Annotated in this window: 4 protein-coding genes and 1 pseudogene; 4 read left to right on the plus strand and 1 reads right to left on the minus strand. The window is 58.2% G+C overall.

Translation table 11 applies throughout. From position 1 onward, the window contains the following. Nucleotides 1-2,691 (minus strand): phosphotransferase RcsD, encoded by a 2,691-nt coding sequence (rcsD, locus tag ACM5QY_RS11325; RefSeq protein WP_416120705.1) that lies wholly within the window; start codon nucleotides 2,689-2,691, stop codon nucleotides 1-3. An 810-nt stretch (nucleotides 2,692-3,501) separates the two neighbouring features. Here rcsD and ACM5QY_RS11330 point away from each other — a divergent pair. The 4 genes and pseudogenes from ACM5QY_RS11330 to ACM5QY_RS11345 form a co-directional block, all read left to right on the plus strand. Next, a pseudogene (locus ACM5QY_RS11330) lies at nucleotides 3,502-14,427 on the plus strand (Ig-like domain-containing protein); the annotation flags it as partial. Nucleotides 14,428-14,537: 110 nt separating this feature from the next. Then, complete coding sequence (locus tag ACM5QY_RS11335) at nucleotides 14,538-17,207, plus strand: beta strand repeat-containing protein (protein WP_416120706.1); 2,670 nt, start codon at nucleotides 14,538-14,540, stop codon at nucleotides 17,205-17,207. After that, complete coding sequence (locus ACM5QY_RS11340) at nucleotides 17,204-17,362, plus strand: hypothetical protein (RefSeq protein ID WP_416120707.1); 159 nt, start codon at nucleotides 17,204-17,206, stop codon at nucleotides 17,360-17,362. Before ACM5QY_RS11335 ends, ACM5QY_RS11340 begins: the two co-directional genes overlap by 4 nt. 163 nt (nucleotides 17,363-17,525) lie before the next feature. Continuing rightward, nucleotides 17,526-18,902 carry a TolC family outer membrane protein gene (locus ACM5QY_RS11345; protein ID WP_416120708.1) on the plus strand — a complete coding sequence of 459 codons (1,377 nt, stop codon included), beginning with the start codon at nucleotides 17,526-17,528 and terminating at the stop codon, nucleotides 18,900-18,902. The last annotated feature ends 51 nt before the right edge of the window (nucleotides 18,903-18,953 follow it).

The raw sequence follows: 18,953 nt of genomic DNA on the forward strand, positions 1-18,953 counted from the left end.
TTAGCTACCTTGCTGGAGCAGTCTGGAGACAAAAGAATCAATGTGATTGATGGTTTCAGTAATCTGTAATGCATCGCCATCTGCGATGCATTGCTCTAACGCTTCGCACATTTGCTTGCCGGGAGTCAGGTTCAGCATAGCGAATACCCCCTTGAGGCGATGTGCTGTTTGGGACAGTGATGTGAAATCACGACGTTGGTTTTCATTATACAGTTTCTCAAGATCTTCCGGTACTGTCTCGACAAAAAGCTGATAGTAATCGCTTGATTTTAACTGCTTTTCATAATGGTCGGGAGAGTCTTCTCCGGGTTCTTCGGGTGAAACACTGTCATCAGAAACAGAAAATTGCTGTTCGATTAACAGTAAGGTTGCGTCGATCAGCGCACTGCTGATGTTGTAATTGACGCGGATATAATGCTTTTCAAGCGGCTGGAAACCGGCTTCATCGTCGGTCAGCAGCAGCGTATATTTGTCGCTGTTTTGCGCATTATCGGTCAGCAAAACATCGTAATCACGCGCCACCTGGCGCTCATCGGCCACGATGCACACCGCGCCATAGGCATTCATGGTCCGTGTGACAATTCCGCGAACTTCCTCAGAGGTGATGTCGAGTAAAACGGTGACATCATTGAGCAGCTTCTCGTGTCCGGCTTCCACTTCCTGCGCTTGCGGGCGTTGTTTTACGCGGACGGTGTAACGGGTACCGATATTCAGCTTGCTGCGGATTTCGAGCTGACCGCCGAGTTTTTTACACAACTGATTGCACAGGAAGAACGTCAGTCCTGACCCGTGATTAAAGCGATCGACTAACGTCTGGCTCAGGAAAGGATAATTCAGATTGCTCAACTCTTCCTTCGATATTCCGCTGCCGGTGTCGTTAATGTGGAAGATCAGCTGATCCGGACGATCTTCGTCCTGTTCGCTGGTCAGCGTGATTTTACCCAACGACGTTGTGACGATGGCGTAATCAAGCAGCAGCGACAGAATTTTCTTCACCGCCTGTATGTCCCCCACGAACGTGGTTTCCGGCGCAATCTGGAAATGATTGAGCAACCCGAGCCCTTTCTGGCTGAGGCGGGGCAGGGCGTCGAGCAACAGTTCATCGACCAACGCCGACAAAACATAGCTCTCGCTGGAAGGCTGCCAGTCCTGCGTTTCCAGTCGCGTCAGCAGGGTAATGTTATCCACCAGCGTCAGCGCGTTACGCGATTCATTCAGCAGTTTGGCTTCCAGCATCTGGCGCTCTTCTGGCTGCGGTTCTTCGGCCAGTGCCAGCGCCAGCCCGTTCAGCTCCTGTAGCGGCTGATTAAGCTCAATACCCAGATTATGCAGCATCAGTTTGCGTGCCTGCAGATTCTTTTCGAATTCGCGTTTGGCCTGTTGCAGCGTCCGGTTCACCATCACTTCTTTATCCTGATCGTGCAGCATAAACAGGTAAGTTTCCGGGGAAATCTGGCTGCGGATCATGCGAATTTCATACACTTCATTATTGACGGTGGCCTGAATAGTGCCGTGATGCTGCTCAGCCATATTGGCGATTTTATTCAGACTCAGGTGCGGCAACAGCTGATCGGCAATCTTGTTGCTCAGGATCACGCTGTGGTTACTGAAATTATAGACCAGCAAACCGAGCGGCAGGCCGGAGATAATTTCCTGATTCAGCGCCTGCTGCATCTGCAACTGCGCCGCCATATTTTCGCTCGGGCGGATGTACAGATGGCGGATGAAATAGATGCTCGCCATCGCCAGCCCCATCAGGAACAGATTGATGAGGATCAGCCAGAAGTTATTGCGCGAGAGATCGACCACCAGACTCAACAGCGGCACACGATAGGTCAGCGACAGCGGGGAGTTATTCAGCGGCACGGTGAAGACCAGCGACCAGCCTTGCAGCGTAATGGTACTCGCAGCGCTGTCGTCGTTTGGATCACCCTCGTTAACGTCAGTGGTGTTGCCGTTGAGCTGGAAATTGTCCCGCGCCATGCTGATCGGGATCAGGTCGCTCATCGGCAAATCGAAGGCGATCACCGTCGCCAGATGGCCCGGATTATTGAACGTTGTGCGCAGTGAGAATGAATAATCATTGCTCTGACGGGATTTGCGCAGCGGGGAATAACTTTCACGTTCGTCCAGCGTATTGGCCTGCTGGAGCATTTCAGCGCGGCGCGATTGCAGCGTGCTGGTGAAATAATTTTCTTTCAGACGTGCATCCTGCTGCTGAAGCGGCACGGTGGTGATCAGCATCATGCTGTTATCCTGACCGTTCAGGTAATACAGCGAGTAAGGCAGGGTGGCTGAGCCCCACTGGTCGTCGAGAAATGCCGACACTTTCAGGGTGAGATCCAGCGTTGAGCTGTCGTGCGTCCCGAAGATCAGGGCATCGGTTTTCTTGTGCGGCTTGGAAACGAAGAACATATCCTGGCGCAGTCGGATTTCCTGCGCATTCACCGCATCGGGCGTGAGCGGCTGGCCGGTGAAGTTGTCGTAAATCTGATAGGTCATGTATCGGTATTTATCGATACGCTTTTGCAACTGATCGGCGAGGGTCTGCGTTGTGTGCAGCTTGTCGTTCATGTACGCATTGGTGTAGTTGTAACCGTAAAGACCCAGCCCCACCACCAGCAGCAGAATGAACAACCAGAAGAAACGCGTGATGTTGGTTGATGTCAGCGATAAAAATTTACCAGCCATGATGATGAGTATTTTCCTTCATTCTTGTTATTACTCTGTGATCGGAGCACGGCTTTTGCGCAGGCCGTGACACATAACATCATGGCGTTCACGAAGCCCAATGCGACGGATAAACTGCTCAGTTACGCGATCAAACCCATCCGCGCGGAACCCGCCAAAATACCTGTATAACCCGGCGTTGTCACGGAGGCGATAGCCATGCTGGGAGGCATCGCTGACATACAGACGTACTCGCCGGGCATTTTATCAGAAAGCATAAGCCACTGTGATTGCGCATAGTCTTAATTATTTACCGGGGTAATACATTAGTGCCAGAAAATCTAAGGGAGGATCACACAATTGGTAAGTCATTATGATGGGTTTTTTGAGCGCCTGACACTTGATTTTATTAATAATGATCCCCCTCATTCATTAAGTGATTGTCACAAACTTGTTTTTTTTCAGGGTGTTGATTTTTCACGCTTTGAGCTAGAACAGGAAATACGCCTCGTCAAACTTATATTTCCGCTCCAAACGATTAATATTTTTTATCTTAAAGATTATCTTTTTTTTATGCATTTAACTTAAATCATGCATATAACTTATGGAGTTTCGGACAAAAAGTTACCGTAACGTTTACATAAAAAGAACATTTTAGCCTTCAGTCAGTTGTTAATTGCTCGATTTGTAGTCTATGGCATTCCTAAACACCAGTTGGAAGTTAACCCATTTTCGTAATGGTCTTCATACCTGCTGAACCTCCCTTCTCCGGAACCGGAAAGCGTGGGCCATGCGCGTGTGAGTCTCAACTGGATGTTATAGGGGTACAACATGGCTCAGAACGGTAGCGTTGTTATTGATGTTCTCTCTCGTAAAAATGGTGCAGTGATCTCTCAGGTTTCCAGCGCCAGTCAGGATGTTACCCTCAATCAGGCCAGCATAATCCGCGTTCACGCCACCCGTGATGCCGTTTCCAGCTATGAGCGCGTGGGCAATGATCTCGTTATCCACATGAAAGACGGCAGCACCGTCCGCTACCACAGCTTCTTCAACACAGAAGGTGCCGAAGACAGCGTACTGGTGTTTGATGACGGCGTTCACCCAATAGAACACGCCGCGTTCGTTGATACCGGTGCCACAGCCGGTGCCGTTCCGATTGTTCCCGCTTATCAAACCATCCCGGATATCGGTGTTTTACTCGAAGATTCCTCCAACTTTAGCCCTGGTGTGTTAGCCGCGGTTCTGGGCGTTGTTGCGCTCGGTGCGGGCATCGCGATTGCCGCCGGTGGCGGCGGTGGCGGCGGGGGCAGCAGCAGTAATAACGGTGGGAGCACCGGAGGAAATACCGGCGGAAATACAGGTGGGAATACCGGCGGAAATACAGGTGGAAATACAGGTGGGAACACCGGAGGGAACACCGGCGGAAATACTGGCGGCAACACCGGCGGGAATACGGGCGGAAATACCAATGAGCCCCCGACGCTGACGCTGGCGACCTTTGCCAATGGCAACGTACTCAATAAAGTTGCAGCAGAAAGTACACAGAATTTCACAGGCACCACCACCCACGCCGCCGCAGGCAGCACCATCGTGCTGACCATCAATGGAAAAACGTATACGACGACCGTTGACGGCAGTGGTAACTGGAGCGTTCCGCTGACGGCGGAACAATTGCATACGCTGGCTGACGGTACCTACGTGGTCAGCGTGACCGTGACCAACACCACCGGCGAAAGCGTGACCAAAAGCGTCACCGTGGTGGTCGACACGACGCCACCGGTGCTGACGGTGAATCCGGTGGATGGTGATAACGTCATTGACGCCGTTGAACACCAGCAGCCTCTGGTGCTGAGCGGAACCGCCTCGGCTTCTGAAGCCGGGCGCACCGTAGATGTCGTTCTTAATGGCGTCCATTACAGCGCGACCGTGACCGCAGAAGGCACCTGGTCGGTGACCATTCCGGCCAACGTGGTGTCCGCGCTGGCGGAAGGGAATTATACCCTGACGACTTCGCTGACCGATGCCGCCGGTAACGCCACCACTACGCCGGAAAGCTTTGTCATCAATGACAACGCGGGCATTCTGACCGTCAACCCGATCTCCGGCGACGGTCAGCTCAATGCCACCGAAGCGCAGTCGACGCTGGTGATCACCGGGACAACATTGCATGTCGCGGCCGGTACACAAATTACCGTTGTCCTCGGCGGCGTGACGTATCACACCACCACCAACGCCGACGGCGGCTGGAGCCTGAATGTCCCTTCCTCAGCGTTACAGGCACTGACCGACGGTGAAACCAGCCTGACCATCAGCCTGGTGGATGCCCAGGGCAATACCATCAGCCAGACCGCAGATCTGAATGTGGCTATTCACGGTGTGCCGCCGACGCTGAACTCTCCGTTTGGTGATGACAATACCCTCGATGCTACCGAATCCACCACGACGCAGACACTGACCGGTAACACCGGTCTGAAAGGCGACGGACAAACAGTCACCATCACGATTGGCGGGCAGCAACTGACCGGCACAGTGGACAGCAATGGCGGTTTCACGGTCAGCGTGCCGCCTTCGTTGCTCGGCAATCTGCCGCAAGGCACGAACAACATTACGGTGACCGTGACGGACACGGCGGGCAACCATAATGCCATCACCACGCCGTTTAACGTCGATACCCTTGCACCGACACTGACGGTTAACCCGCTGGAAGGCGACGGTTACATCAGCGTGGCAGAAGCAGAAGGCGTCATGACCCTGACCGGGACGGCGTCGGTGACTGAAGCCGGTCGTCCGGTGGTTATCACGATTAATGGCGTGAATTACGACGGCGCAGTGGTCCAGCCGAACGGCACCTGGAGCCTGAATATTCCGGCAGGTTCTCTGAGTAATCTCAATCAGGATGTCACCGTTACGGCGACGCTGACGGATGCCGCCGGTAACTCCACCACCAATACCAGTACGATTCACGTTGCTTCCGACCCGCTCCAGCCACCTGAAATCAGCGTAAATGTGTTCGCGTCTGACAACATTGTTGACGGGGCAGAGCGCCAGACCGCGCAAACGATCAGCGGTACAACGACACGCGTTGAAGAAGGGCAGATCGTCACGATTACCCTGAATGGCCACACGTACACCGCAGCAGTGGGTGCCAGCGGCAACTGGAATGTGATCATCCCGGCGGCGGACGTGGTTGTACTGGCAAATGGTCAGCAAACCATTACCGCCACTGTTTCTGATAAAGCGGGCAACGTCGCGACACCGGGCTCTGACACCTTCACGGTGGATTCCGGCCAGAGCGGGATTGCCATCGATCCTGTCGGCGGCGATAACGTGATCAACGCCGTGGAAACTGCCGACGGTATTTTTGTGACGGGGACGACGCTGGGTGTCGCACCGTTTGCACTGGTGACCGTGACTTTCGGCGGCCTGATCCGTCTGGCTATCGTTGAGCCTGATGGCCGCTGGTCGATGGCGCTGTCACACACCGATTTACAATCGTTGGATCCGACCACGCTGATTTTTACGGCGAGCGTTCTGGCGATCAACGGCACTACGCTGAGCAACAGCGTTGCCGTGGGTGTTGATAATGTCGCGCCGGTTCCGACACTGGATACGCCGTTTGGCGACGGATATCTCAATATTGCCGAAGCCTCAGCCGCTGGCAGCCTGCACGGTACGACTGGCAAAGCCGGTGATGGTCAGACGGTGACCGTCACGCTGGGCGGGCATACGTATACGGCAACTGTGGACGGTAACACGGGGGTATGGACCGTTAACGTGCCTTCCGCTGATTTGCAGGCGCTGCCAGCAGGCGCGAACGCGATTGTGGTTCTTGCCACGGATGTTGCGGGAAATACCGCGACGCTGAACGGCATCGCGACGGTTGACCTGACCGCACCTACGCTGACGATTAATCCGGTTTCCGGCGACGGTTACGTCAATATCAGTGAAGCGGCGGCCGATGTTGCAATCACCGGGACAGCTTCGATTGCGGATGCGGGTCGCACGATCACGGTGACGCTTAACGGCCAGTCATACACCGGCGTTGTCGGCGTCAACGGGCAGTGGAGCGTGACGGTGCCAGCCGGGGCGCTGGCGGGCGTTGCTGACGGGCAATATCCGCTGACCGCGCAGCTTTCAGACGCCGCCGGTAACAGCACGACTGTCGCCTCGAATGTTCAACTGGTGGCTGATCCGGCCAATGCACCGACTATTACCCTCAATGCTTTTGCCGGTGACAACATTGTTGATGGCGCAGAGCAAAGAGCAGCGCAGACCCTGAGCGGTACAACCACACATGTGGAAGCCGGTCAGGTGGTTTCTCTTTTACTCAACGGTATTGTTTACACCGCGACCGTGCAGGCCAATGGCAGCTGGAGCACCAGCATCCCTTCTTCAGCACTGACGGCACTGACTAACGGAACGCTGCAAATCAGCGCGACCGTGCTCGACAAAGCCGGGAATCTGGCCAACGGTACCGAAGAGATCACCGTTAATAATCTGCAAAGCGGTCTGTCCGTCAATCCGGTGACCGGCGATAACCAGCTCAATGCGTCTGAAGCGGCGGCCGGTATTTCAATAAGCGGAACCTCGGTCAACGTGCCGGTGAACGGCGTGGTCACTATTACGCTCAATGGTAAAACGTACACCGCCACTGTTGGCGCGGGCGGTGCCTGGAGTGCAGTGGTTTCCGCCAGCGATCTGGCAACACTCAGCGATGGCCCGAACACAATCCGCGTCAGTGCGACCGATGCGACCGGTAATCCGGTCACCAGCACCGATGTGCTGAACGTCATCATTCATAACCTGCCTGCCGTGACCCTCAATCCGCCATTTGGCGATGGCATTCTGAATGCGGCTGAAACCGCCACCAGCCAGACCCTCACCGGGAACACCGGCGCGTCCGGCAATGGCCAGACGGTCACCGTCACGCTGGGCGGCGAAACTTACACTGCGACGGTTGCCGGAGACGGCTCATTTGCCGTCACCGTTCCGTCAGCGGCACTTTCCGCGCTGGGGCAGGGTTCGACGGCCGTTCAGGTCGCCGCCTCCGATGCCGCAGGCAATACCAGCAATATCACGGTTCCGGTCACGGTCGATACCGTCGCGCCGACCGTGTCGATCAACCCGGTCGCCGGTGACGGCATCATTAATGCGGCAGAAGCGGGCGCGGTGATTGCGGTCACCGGCACCACCGGCGTGGCCGAAGTCGGGCGCACGGTGACGGTTTCCATCGGCGGGCACACTTATACCGGTGTAGTGGCTGCGGGTGGCGCGTGGACGGTGAATATTCCGGCTGACGCCCTGGACAGCGTTGCCAACGGTCAGTACACCCTGACCGCAAGCATTACCGATGCGGCAGGCAATACCGGAAGCAGCAGTACGCCGGTGAGTCTCGTGGCGGATCCTGCGTTGCTTCCTGCCATTACCATTAACACCTTTGCCGGTGACAATACGCTCGACGGCGCAGAACGCCAGACCGCGCAGGTCATCAGCGGGACAACGACGCATGTGGAAGCCGGTCAGACCGTGCTCGTCACGCTGGGCGCACATACGTATAACGCCACCGTGCTGGCCAGCGGCGCGTGGAGCGTTTCTGTTCCGGCTACCGACTTGCAGGAACTGGACAACGGCCCGGCGTCTATCAATGTGACCGTCAGCGATAAAGTGGGTAACCCGGCGACCGGCAGTGATCCGATCACTGTGAATTCCACGCTGGGCGGCATTTCCATCGACACCATCGCCGGTGACAATAACGTCAACGTGGCAGAGGCCGCGGCCGGGGTTACCGTCAGCGGAACCACCAGCAATGTACCGATTGGCACCGTCGTCACCGTATCGCTGGGCGGGCAGAATTACCCGACAATAGTCATTGATGCCGCCGGTCACTGGTCAGTGAATATTCCGTCAACCGCCTTTGCGGGGCTGGCGGATGGCACCAGCCATGTGATTGCGACCACCGTTACCATCGATGCACTTACCGTGACCAGCACGGTCGATATCGGCATTTATACGCATCCGCCGGTTCCAACGATTAATGTACCGTTCGGTGATGGCCAGCTGGGCGCCACCGAAGCGGCTGCCGCACAGACATTAACCGGCACCACCGGTCTGACCGGCGACGGGCAGACGGTCCAGGTGGTTATCGACGGACATACCCTGACCGGCACCGTTGCCAGCAATGGCACCTGGACGGTCACCGTGCCAGCGGGCACCCTGACCGGCGCGACCGAAGGGTCAACGCCGGTTCAGGTCAATGTGACGGATGCCGCTGGCAACACCGGCACCACGACCGGTTCGGTGAATATCGACTTCACGCCACCAACGCTGACGCTCGGCAACGTTGCGGGCGATAACGTCATTAATGCGCTGGAACTGGCCGGTGTGATTACCCTGTCCGGGCAGGCAGATGCAGCCGATGCCGGACAGACGGTGACATTGCAATTTGGTGGTCAGACTTATCAGGCCGTCGTGCAATCTGGCGGTGCGTGGAGTTTCGACGTTCCGGCGGGCGCACTGACCGGGACGGCGGATGGCAGCTACACCTTAACCGCCACGCTCAAAGATCTGGCCGGGAATACCACGACGACGACGGAAACGTACACCGTGGTTGCCGCGCATCCGCCGATCCCGAGCATCAACACGCCGTTTGGCAATACCTTCCTCAACCAGAATGAAGCGGATTCTGCGCAAACCCTGAGCGGCACAACGGGCGTTCTGGGCGCAGGTCAGACGGTGGTAGTGAATATTCAGGGTGTCGATCACCCGGCGATTGTTGATGCGAACGGCAACTGGAGCGTCAGTCTTGACGCGCTGACCTTGCAGGGGCTGGGGGAAGGCGGGCAGACTATTCTGGTCACCGCCACAGACAGCGCCGGTAACGCAGGCAGCACCAGCAGCGCGATCACCGTCGATTTCACGCCGCCAACGCTGAGCTTTAATCCGGTGGCGTCCGACGACATCATCAATGCCGCTGAAACGCTGCAAACGGTGGTGATCAGCGGAACGTCTGATCTGCCGGATGCCGGTCAGACGGTGTCTGTGGTGCTGAGCTTCAACGGCGTGACTTACAACGCGGTTGTACAACCGGACGGTAGCTGGAGCTTCGCGCTGCCAAGTGATGTGGTGCAGTCACTGACGGATACTACCTATACGCTGACAGCCACCATCACTGATGCGGCGGGGAACGTCACCACCGGAAGCCACACCTTCAGCGTTGATGCCGCGGCGGCTGATTTGCCAACGCTGACCATTACCGCGGTTTCCACCGATGACTACATCAACGCCATCGAGAAAGGGAGTGATGTCCCGATTACCGGTACCACGACGCATGTAGAAGCAAATCAGGTTGTGACGGTTGTGTTTAACGGCCAGACCTACACCGCCATTGTGCAGCCGAACGGAAGCTGGACGGCGACCGTACCGGCGGCAGATCTGGTCGGGTTGTCCGACGGGCCGCTGACGGTCACCGCGTCCGTCACCGACGTTGCCCTGAACCCGGCAACGGCGTCGCATAATGCCACCGTGATTGCCCAGCCGGGTGATTTGCCAACGGTGACCATTAACGCGGTGTCCGGCGACAGCAACATCAATATCATCGAACACAATCAGGCGACGACCATTACCGGGACGTCTGCCCGTGTTCCAGCGGGCGGGATTATCACACTGGTTATCACCGGTGAAGGCTACACCCACACCTATACCGCGACCGTGCAGGCCAATGGCAGCTGGAGCATTCCGCTGACGGCGGCGCAGGTTCAGGAACTGCCAGCAGGCAATAACACCTTCACCGTCACGGCGGACGATGTGGCGCAAAACGTGGCGACCGCGACGCAAAACGTCACGGTAGATCTGATTGCACCGACGCTGAGCGTCACGGTCAATACCGGCGTTGATGGCTACATCAATCTGGCTGAAGCCGTCGCAGGGCTTCCGCTTACCGGTCTGACTGACCCGAATCTGGTCGTCAAAATCACGCTTAACGGTAAGGATTACTTCAGCACGGCCAACGGATCCGGCGTGTGGACGCTGAATATACCGGGCGTGGATCTTCAGGCCATCACCACGGACGGCAACAAAACGGTCAGCGTCAGCGTCAGCGATGCGGCGGGTAATACCGCCAGTAACTCTGCTGATTTCACGCTGGCAATTCATGCGCTGCCGGTGCTGACGCTGGGCGTTGTGGCCGGTGACGGCGTGCTCAATATCAGTGAAGCGGCTGCCGGGATCACACTCACCGGCACCAGCAGCGGGTTGTTACCAGGCACGACTGTTCTGGTGACCATTCCGGGGCTGGTGACGCCGGTATCGGGGACGGTTAATCCGGACGGACTTGGCTGGACCGCGACTGTTGGCGCAGGCGTTCTCAGCGCGCTGCCAGGCGGCGTGGTACAGGTCACCGTGACCGCGCAGGATGTGGCCGGTAACCCGGCGTCTTCCAGCGCCAGTCTGGATATTGAACTGAGCGCACCGCCGGTGCCGACCATCAATATTCCATTTACAGACGGCATTCTGAATGTCGCCGAAGCGGCAGCCACTCAGCTGATTACCGGCACTTCCGGCATTACCGGCGCAGGCCAGACCGTGCTGGTGACCATTGACGGCACACCGGTGCTGGCAACGGTCGGCAATAACGGCGTCTGGACGGCCACCGTGCCTTCCGGTCTGTTGCAAGGGCTGACGGATGCGACGCACACCATCAGCGTGACCACCACCGACAGTGCGGGCAACGTCAGCACTGCCGGAACCCTTGATTTCACCGCACTCACGCACACGCTGCCGGTCGCTGGCATCAATACGCCATTTACCGACGGCATTCTGAACTTCGACGAAGCGTCTGACCCTCTGGGTCAGGTCATCACCGGTACCACCGGGATCACCAGTCCGGGCCAGACCGTCACCGTGGTCATCAACGGTAACGCCGTGCCGGTTGTGGTTGATGCAGCGAACGGAACCTGGAGTGTTTCACTGACGTCCACCCAACTGCTGGCTTTGCAGGACGGCACCTGGCCGGTCGTCGTGACCGTGACCGACAGCGCCGGGAACTCGTCTGTGCTGCCAGTCTCTGTAGGCGTGCAGATTCATAATCTGCCAGCCCCGACCATTGACCTGCCATTTGGTGACGGTACGCTGAACATTGCGGAATCCACAGCCGTTGGCGGACAGACGATTACCGGCACCACCGGAGTGACCGGCGCAGGGCAAACCGTCAGCGTCGCCATTGCGGGCATCTCGGGCAGTCCGTTTACGGCAACGGTTGATCCTGCGACCGGACACTGGAGTCTGGACCTGACGCCTGCCCAGCTGGCAACGCTCGGGCTGGCGACGGCAACGCACGCCATCACGGTGACCGCGACGGATTCCGTCGGTAACCATACGGATGCCACACTGAGCTTTACGTCGCATCTTTCTGCTCCGGCGCCGGGTATTGACCTGGCGTTTGGTAACGACATTTTGAATATCGCCGAAGCGGCGGCCATCAACACGATCACCGGGACAACCGGTATCACCGGCAATAACCAGAACGTGAAACTGACCATTGATGTTGGCGGCACGACATACACCGGCACGGTGGATCCGGCGAGCGGTGACTGGTCGGTGGTGCTGCCTGCGGGCGTACTCAACTCGCTGGTCAACGGCACGCATAACATTAATGTCACCGTCACCGATGCGGCCGGTAACAGCACGTCTGTGGCGCATCCGTTTACCAGTTACCTGACGCCACCGGATGTCACCATTAACACACCATTCGGCGATGGCTACCTGAACGCCAGCGAAGCGCTGACACCGCAACCGCTGACCGGAACCACCGGTTTGTCGGGCGCGGCTGAACTCGGACAGGTGGTGACCGTCACCATCGGCGGCCAGGCCGTGGCGAATGTGACGGTTGATATCAACGGCAACTGGACCGCCACGTTAACCGTTGCTGAAATGTCGCTGCTGGCGCAAGGGGAGCAGGCGATTGTTGTAACCGTGACTGACGGTGGCGGCAACAGCGGCACGGCGACCACGGAAGCCGGCATTGCGGTGACCCAGTTGCCAACGGTTGCTGTGACGTCGTTCGCCGGTACGGGCTTCGACCTGACCTACGCCGAAAGCCAGAACCCGCAGACCATTACCGGGACTACCGTGAATGTGCAGGCCGGGCAACAGGTGACCGTGACACTGGGTGGCATTACGCATCAGGCGACCGTACAGGCGAATGGTTCCTGGAGCCTGACGCTGACACCGGCAGAGCTGGCTACGCTGTCCGATGGTGAAATTATCACCGCACAGGTTCAGGATCTGGCCGGTAACCTGGCTAACGGCATTTCCCTGCCGGTTACCGTGGATCTGACGGCTCCGGTGACGCCAACGCTGACGATTGATCCGGTCACCGGCGATAACGTCATCAACGTGGCGGATGGCAACCCGACCAACATCACGGTGTCCGGTAAAGTCCTCAATGTGCCGGACGGCACACTGGTCAATGTGACGGTAGGTCTGAACCCGCATGCCGCCGTGGTGGTTGGCGGTGTCTGGTCAGTCTCTGTGGCGGCGACTGAATTTACCAACGGCGCGACCACGACGGTCACTGCGACCACACTTATTCCTCCGACGAACGCCACACAAAACGTGCTGGTGGATACCAGCGCGCCGGTGGTGACCATTAACGACTTTACCGCCGATAACACCATCAACAACCTTGAATCGAAATCGGCGCAAACCATTTCGGGGACGGTGGTTGATAACAACAACAATGACGTGGGTAGCATAGTCACCGTCACGCTGAACGGAAAAACCTACACCACGGCCGTATTGACCGGCGGTGTCTGGTCGGTCAGCGTACCGGCGGCCGATTTGCAGGCGCTGCCACAGGGGACGGCGAACACCATCACGGCCACGGTCACTGATGCCGCCGGTAACCTCGGTACTGCGACGCCACATCCGATCACTGTCGATACCTCCGCGCCGTTGCTGGGTCTTAACGTCGTAGCCGGAAACAACGTCATTAATCTGGCTGAATCGCTGGTGAACGTCGTGCTTGGCGGGACGTCCTCCGGTGCGGATGGTCAGACGGTGACGGTGACACTCGGTGGCGCGACCATCGGGACGGCACTCATCCAGCCGGGCGGTGCCTGGTCGCTGAACCTGACGCCGGCGCAAATGTTGCTGCTCAACGACGGTTCCCTGACCCTCGCGGCGACGGTAACGGACGCGGCGGGCAACACCACCAGCGTCTCGGCCGGTCTGGATATCTTCTTCAACAAATTGCTCGATGTCAGCGTGGCCAGCGGGTTAGGGCTGACCGACGGATACCTCAATCTGGCGGAATCTCAGGTTGCGCAAATCCTCAGCGGCACGGCGATTGGCGCTGGTGTGGGCTCAGTGGTGTCTACCGTCATTAACGGGACGCCGCTCTCTGCCATCGTCGGGGCCAACGGGGCGTGGGCCTTCACCATTCCGGCAACGTTGCTCGGTGCATTAGGGGATGGCGCGCAGGTTCTGAATCTGACCATCACCGATGCTGCCGGTAACGTTAAAGTTGAACCGCTGAACATCAACGTCTTGAAAACGCTGCCGGTACTCGGCGCGCTGGATCCGATTTTTGGCGGCAATGGCCTGCTGAATGCGGTCGAAGCGCTGACCGCGCAAACCATCGGCGGGGCGGCAACGGCAGTCAATGGCACGCAGGTAACCGTCACGCTGGGCGGTAAAACCTATAACACCACAGTGACGGCGGGAACCTGGAATATCAGCATCCAGCCGGGCGATCTGGCGACGCTGCTCGACGGCAATCTGAACATTGGCATTACGCTGACAGATCCTGCGGGCAACTCCACCAGCACCAATATTCCGGTGGGATTGCAATCCATAACCTGCCAACCGTCGTGCTCAACACGGTGTTTGGCGATGGCGTGCTCAATATTGCCGATTTGCTGGTTAATCAGACCATCAGCGGAACCGTGTCGAACGTGGCAGCGGGGACGGCGATCGCGGTGCAGGTTGGTACGCAGACGATTAATGGCGTGGTGGATGCGACGGGGCATTTCCTGGTCACGGTCACGCCGGATATTCTCAGCACGCTGGCCGGTACAACGGCGGCGGTGAGCGTCAGCGTGGTGGATGCGGCGGGTAACGTCGGCACTGCGGCGGCCAATGCCGTACTCGACCTCGTCAGGCCGGTGATTAACCTGACCTCCGTGCTGGGTGACGGGCTGCTCAGCGCCGCTGATGCCCTGACCACGCAGGTGATTGGCGGGACGATCGGTGGTGTGGCGACGGGCACGCAGGTTCAGGTGACGCTCGGCGGCAAAACCTTCCTCGGCGTGACCGACAACGCCGGTGCCTTCAGCATCACCCTGCAACCGGGTGACCTGAAAGCGCTGGGCGATGGCACCTTTGTGGTGGGCGTTTCGGTCACAGACAGCAGCGGCAATACCAGCACTGTCAACGGCTCGCTAACCTCCATCGTCAACGCAGTACCGAAAATCGTGCTGGATCCGATCTTCGGCGGTGACGGAATTCTCAACGCCGCTGAAGCGCTGCTCACCCAGACCCTCAGCGGTACGGTGACCAACGGACGCGTCGGTGAAACGGTCAACATCAACATCGGTAACGGCTTGCTGAATCTGACGGCGGCCGTGGGCAGTGACGGCAAATTCTCCGCGTCACTTTCGCCGCTGCAACTGGCCGGATTGCTTGACGGCAGCCTGACGATCGTCACTTCGGTGACCGATCCGGTGGGCAACACCGCATCGAATACTGTCGGCATCAACGTCGGTATCCACACCCTGCCATCGATTGTTCTTAACCCAATCTTTGGTGATGGCGTGCTGAATGTCGTTGACCTGCTGTCCGGCCAGACCATCAGCGGTGTCGCCAGCAACGTGGCGGTGGGAACCCAGGTACAGATTAGCCTCAACGGTAAAAACTACGTGGCGACAACCGGCACCGGCGGCGTATTCAGCGTCACCGTTCCGGTGGTGGATCTGAAGGCCATTCTTAACGGCACGCCAAACGTGGTCGCCAGCCTGACGGACGTCACCGGTAACCCGGCGTCTGTCACCAGTGCGCTGAGCGTGGTCGCGCAGTCTCTGCCAACCATCACCCTCAATCCGCTGTTTGGAGATGGCCTGCTCAACGCCGCCGATGCGCTGCTTACCCAGACTATCAGCGGCACCACCACCAACGCGCAGGGTTCGACGGTCAGCATCAACGTCGGCGGTAACATCCTGACCGCGCTGGTGAAAGCCGACGGCACCTTCAGCGTTGCCATTCCGCAACTCACGCTCTCGAGCCTGCTCGACGGCACGCTGAACGTGGCGGCTTCCGTCACTAACGCCGCAGGTCATGCGGTGAGTGGCAACGCCTCCGCAACGGTGGGCATTCATACACTGCCAACGCTGGTGGTCAATACGCTGTTTGGCGGCGACCATTATCTGAACGCGGCAGAAGCGGGCGCAAACACCAACATTACCGGCACGTCCAACCTGACGAACGGCACGGTGAGCGTGACCGTGGGGACGGTGACGCATACCGGCACCATCACCAACGGCGTCTGGAGTGTGCCGTTTACCTCCGCAGAGCTGAAAGGGCTGGCCGACGGTTCGACACAGGTTTCCGTGGTGGTCACGGACTCCGTGGGCAACATTGCGACTTCCTCGAATCCGCTGACCGTTCTGACCCACGAACTGCCGCTGGCGGCACTCAACGCAGTGGGATCCCTTACCGGATTGCTGGGTGGGATCCTCACGGGTGGCTTGTCGCTCTCCGGCACCAGCCGCAACATTGCACAGGGCGGGTTAGTCAGCGTTACCTTGCTGGGCAACACCTTGCAGGGCGTGGTGCAGGCCGACGGTTCATGGCAGGTGAAATTCAGTAGCTCCGTGTTCAGTGCCTACAGCATTTTCACTCTGCTGGCCGCGCTGACCGGCAACATTGTTGAACTGAAAGCGGTCGATGCGGCGGGTAATGGCTTTGACGTCCACGTCGGTCTGGCTGCCGGTTCAACGCTGCCGCCGGACACCAACGCGCTCGCCGTTCAGTCTCTGGCGGTGGAAGATACCCACACGCTGGCGGCGGTTCACACCACCGATACCAGTACCTCATCCACAGACACCACCACGCACACCACCAGCACGCTGACCGATCCGCTGGTCACGGCGGACACCAGTTCGTCCAGCACCAGCACCTCGACCAGTACAACGTCGGACACCACATCTCATGCGGACACGGCGTTCTCAATTGGCGGCGTCACCATTGATCTGACGGCCACGGACGGCGTGGCGATCGGCGGCTCCGGTAACGACACCATCTCGGTTCACACACTCGATTTCTCGCAAATCGACGGCGGAACCGGTGTCGATACCCTGCTGCTGGCGGGGACCAATCAGCATCTTGATCTGACCCTGCTCGGGCTGAAAGTTGAACACATCGACATCTTCGATTTGGGCACTTCCGGCACCAACAGCATCTCGCTCAATCTGCACGAGGCGCTGAGCGTGAAGGACAACCCGACGGACGAAGTGATCATCAAAGGGGCGAGGGCAGCCTGGTGAATCTGCAAATGGGCACCGACGGCGCGTGGGCGGAAACCGGACAACGCACGGTGGATGGCCTGACTTTCGACGTTTACCACAATGCCTCACTCGATACATCCAATACGCTGGGAGACGTACTGGTGCAGCACGGGTTACACGTTCAGCAAAACTAGTTGTAAATCGGATCGCGGTCTGCTCCCTCCCCTGCGAGGGGAGGGTTGGGGTGGGGTATTAATGGCGACTCAGGCGTTGCCAGCCAAACCCACTCCCCACTTTCCCCTCGTGAGAGGGAAGGAGCAAGCCGAAACCTATCGGCGTAATTAAGTGGTGTCGGTAATGAAAAATAAGAAAGTGATACGGTCGATGGCCGTCATCTTGGGCACTTTGTGCCTGACGGGGTTAACAGGGAACAGCGTGGTACTGGCGGCGGTTAAACAGCCGGAATTTAACTGGCAGGCGGCACCGACGGAAGAGATGCGTGCCAGCCTGACATTACGGGATGCCATCTTGCGGGCGTTTGCGCGAAATCCACAAATCGCAGAAGCCGCGGCGCAAATTCGCGTGGGCGGCGGGAATCTGGATGCGGCGAAAAGTGCGTGGTATCCGCAGGTTTCATTACAAGGGGCGGGCGGGAAATCCCGTCAGACGTATGCCTCGGGAGACCAGAGCAGCAACGGGTCGGCGGGCATTCAGCTCAGCCAGCTGTTGTGGGATTTCGGGAAAACCAACGGCAGTATTAGCGAGCAGGAGTATCTCTCTGACTCTTATCGTTTCTCACTTTACAGCACGATGACCGACGTGGCGCTCAGCACCATGCAGGCCTATCTGTCGGTCAAACGTTATCAGGCGCTGGTTCTGGCGTCGCAGGACAATATCGAATCGCTGACCCGCGTCAGGGATACCGCCAAACTGCGCGCCGACGCCGGGCTGAGTTCTCAGTCTGACGTCTTGCAGGCAGAAACCCGCATTGCGGGTATGCGGGCGACCGTCGAACAATACCGCGCGCAGGCGCGGTCCTCACAGGCGCAACTGATCGTACTGACCGGCGTGGTCTCCAGTGATCTGCCGGATCTGCCTGAGAGCCTGCTCAATCAGAAAGTCACCCTCGACAAAATCCCTTATGAAAACAGTACGCTGGTTCGCGCGGCACAGGCCAAGCAACAGGCAGCGATCGAACAGGTCAATCAGGCCGAAGCCCAGCACTGGCCGACGGTGAGAGTCCAGGCGGGTCGCACGCGTTATGACAATAACGGCGGCAGCGGTGCGTACTGGGACGATCAGCTCCAGCTGGTGGTCGATGCGCCGGTGTATCAGGGCGGCGCGGTCAGCGCCAAAGTCCGGGCGGCGGAAGGTCAGCGTCAGGCGGCGCAGGCGGATGTTGAAAAAGCCAAGCTGGATATCAATCAGAAAGCCTCCACCGCCTATGCCGACATGATCGGCGGACAGCAGCGGCAGGTGGCGGGCGAGGAGCAATATTCCAGCGCCACGCACACCCGCAGCGTGTATCAGGACGAATACAAACTCAGCAAGCGCAGCCTGAATGATTTACTCAGCGTCGAGCAGGACGTTTTTCAGGCCGACACCATGCGTATTGGTGCGCTGTATGACGGCTGGGACGCCACGGTGCGCTACGCCGCCGCCGTCGACAATCTGGTCGACATGCTGGGCATCGACCGCCAGAAACAGACCGGTGACACTATCCCCAATCTGTAGAACGGAAAACTGTAGAACAGAAAACTGTAGAACAGGAAACCGCCAGAAGCA

It is taken from the genome of Rahnella sp. PCH160, from assembly GCF_047784855.1.
Classification (GTDB): domain Bacteria; phylum Pseudomonadota; class Gammaproteobacteria; order Enterobacterales; family Enterobacteriaceae; genus Rahnella.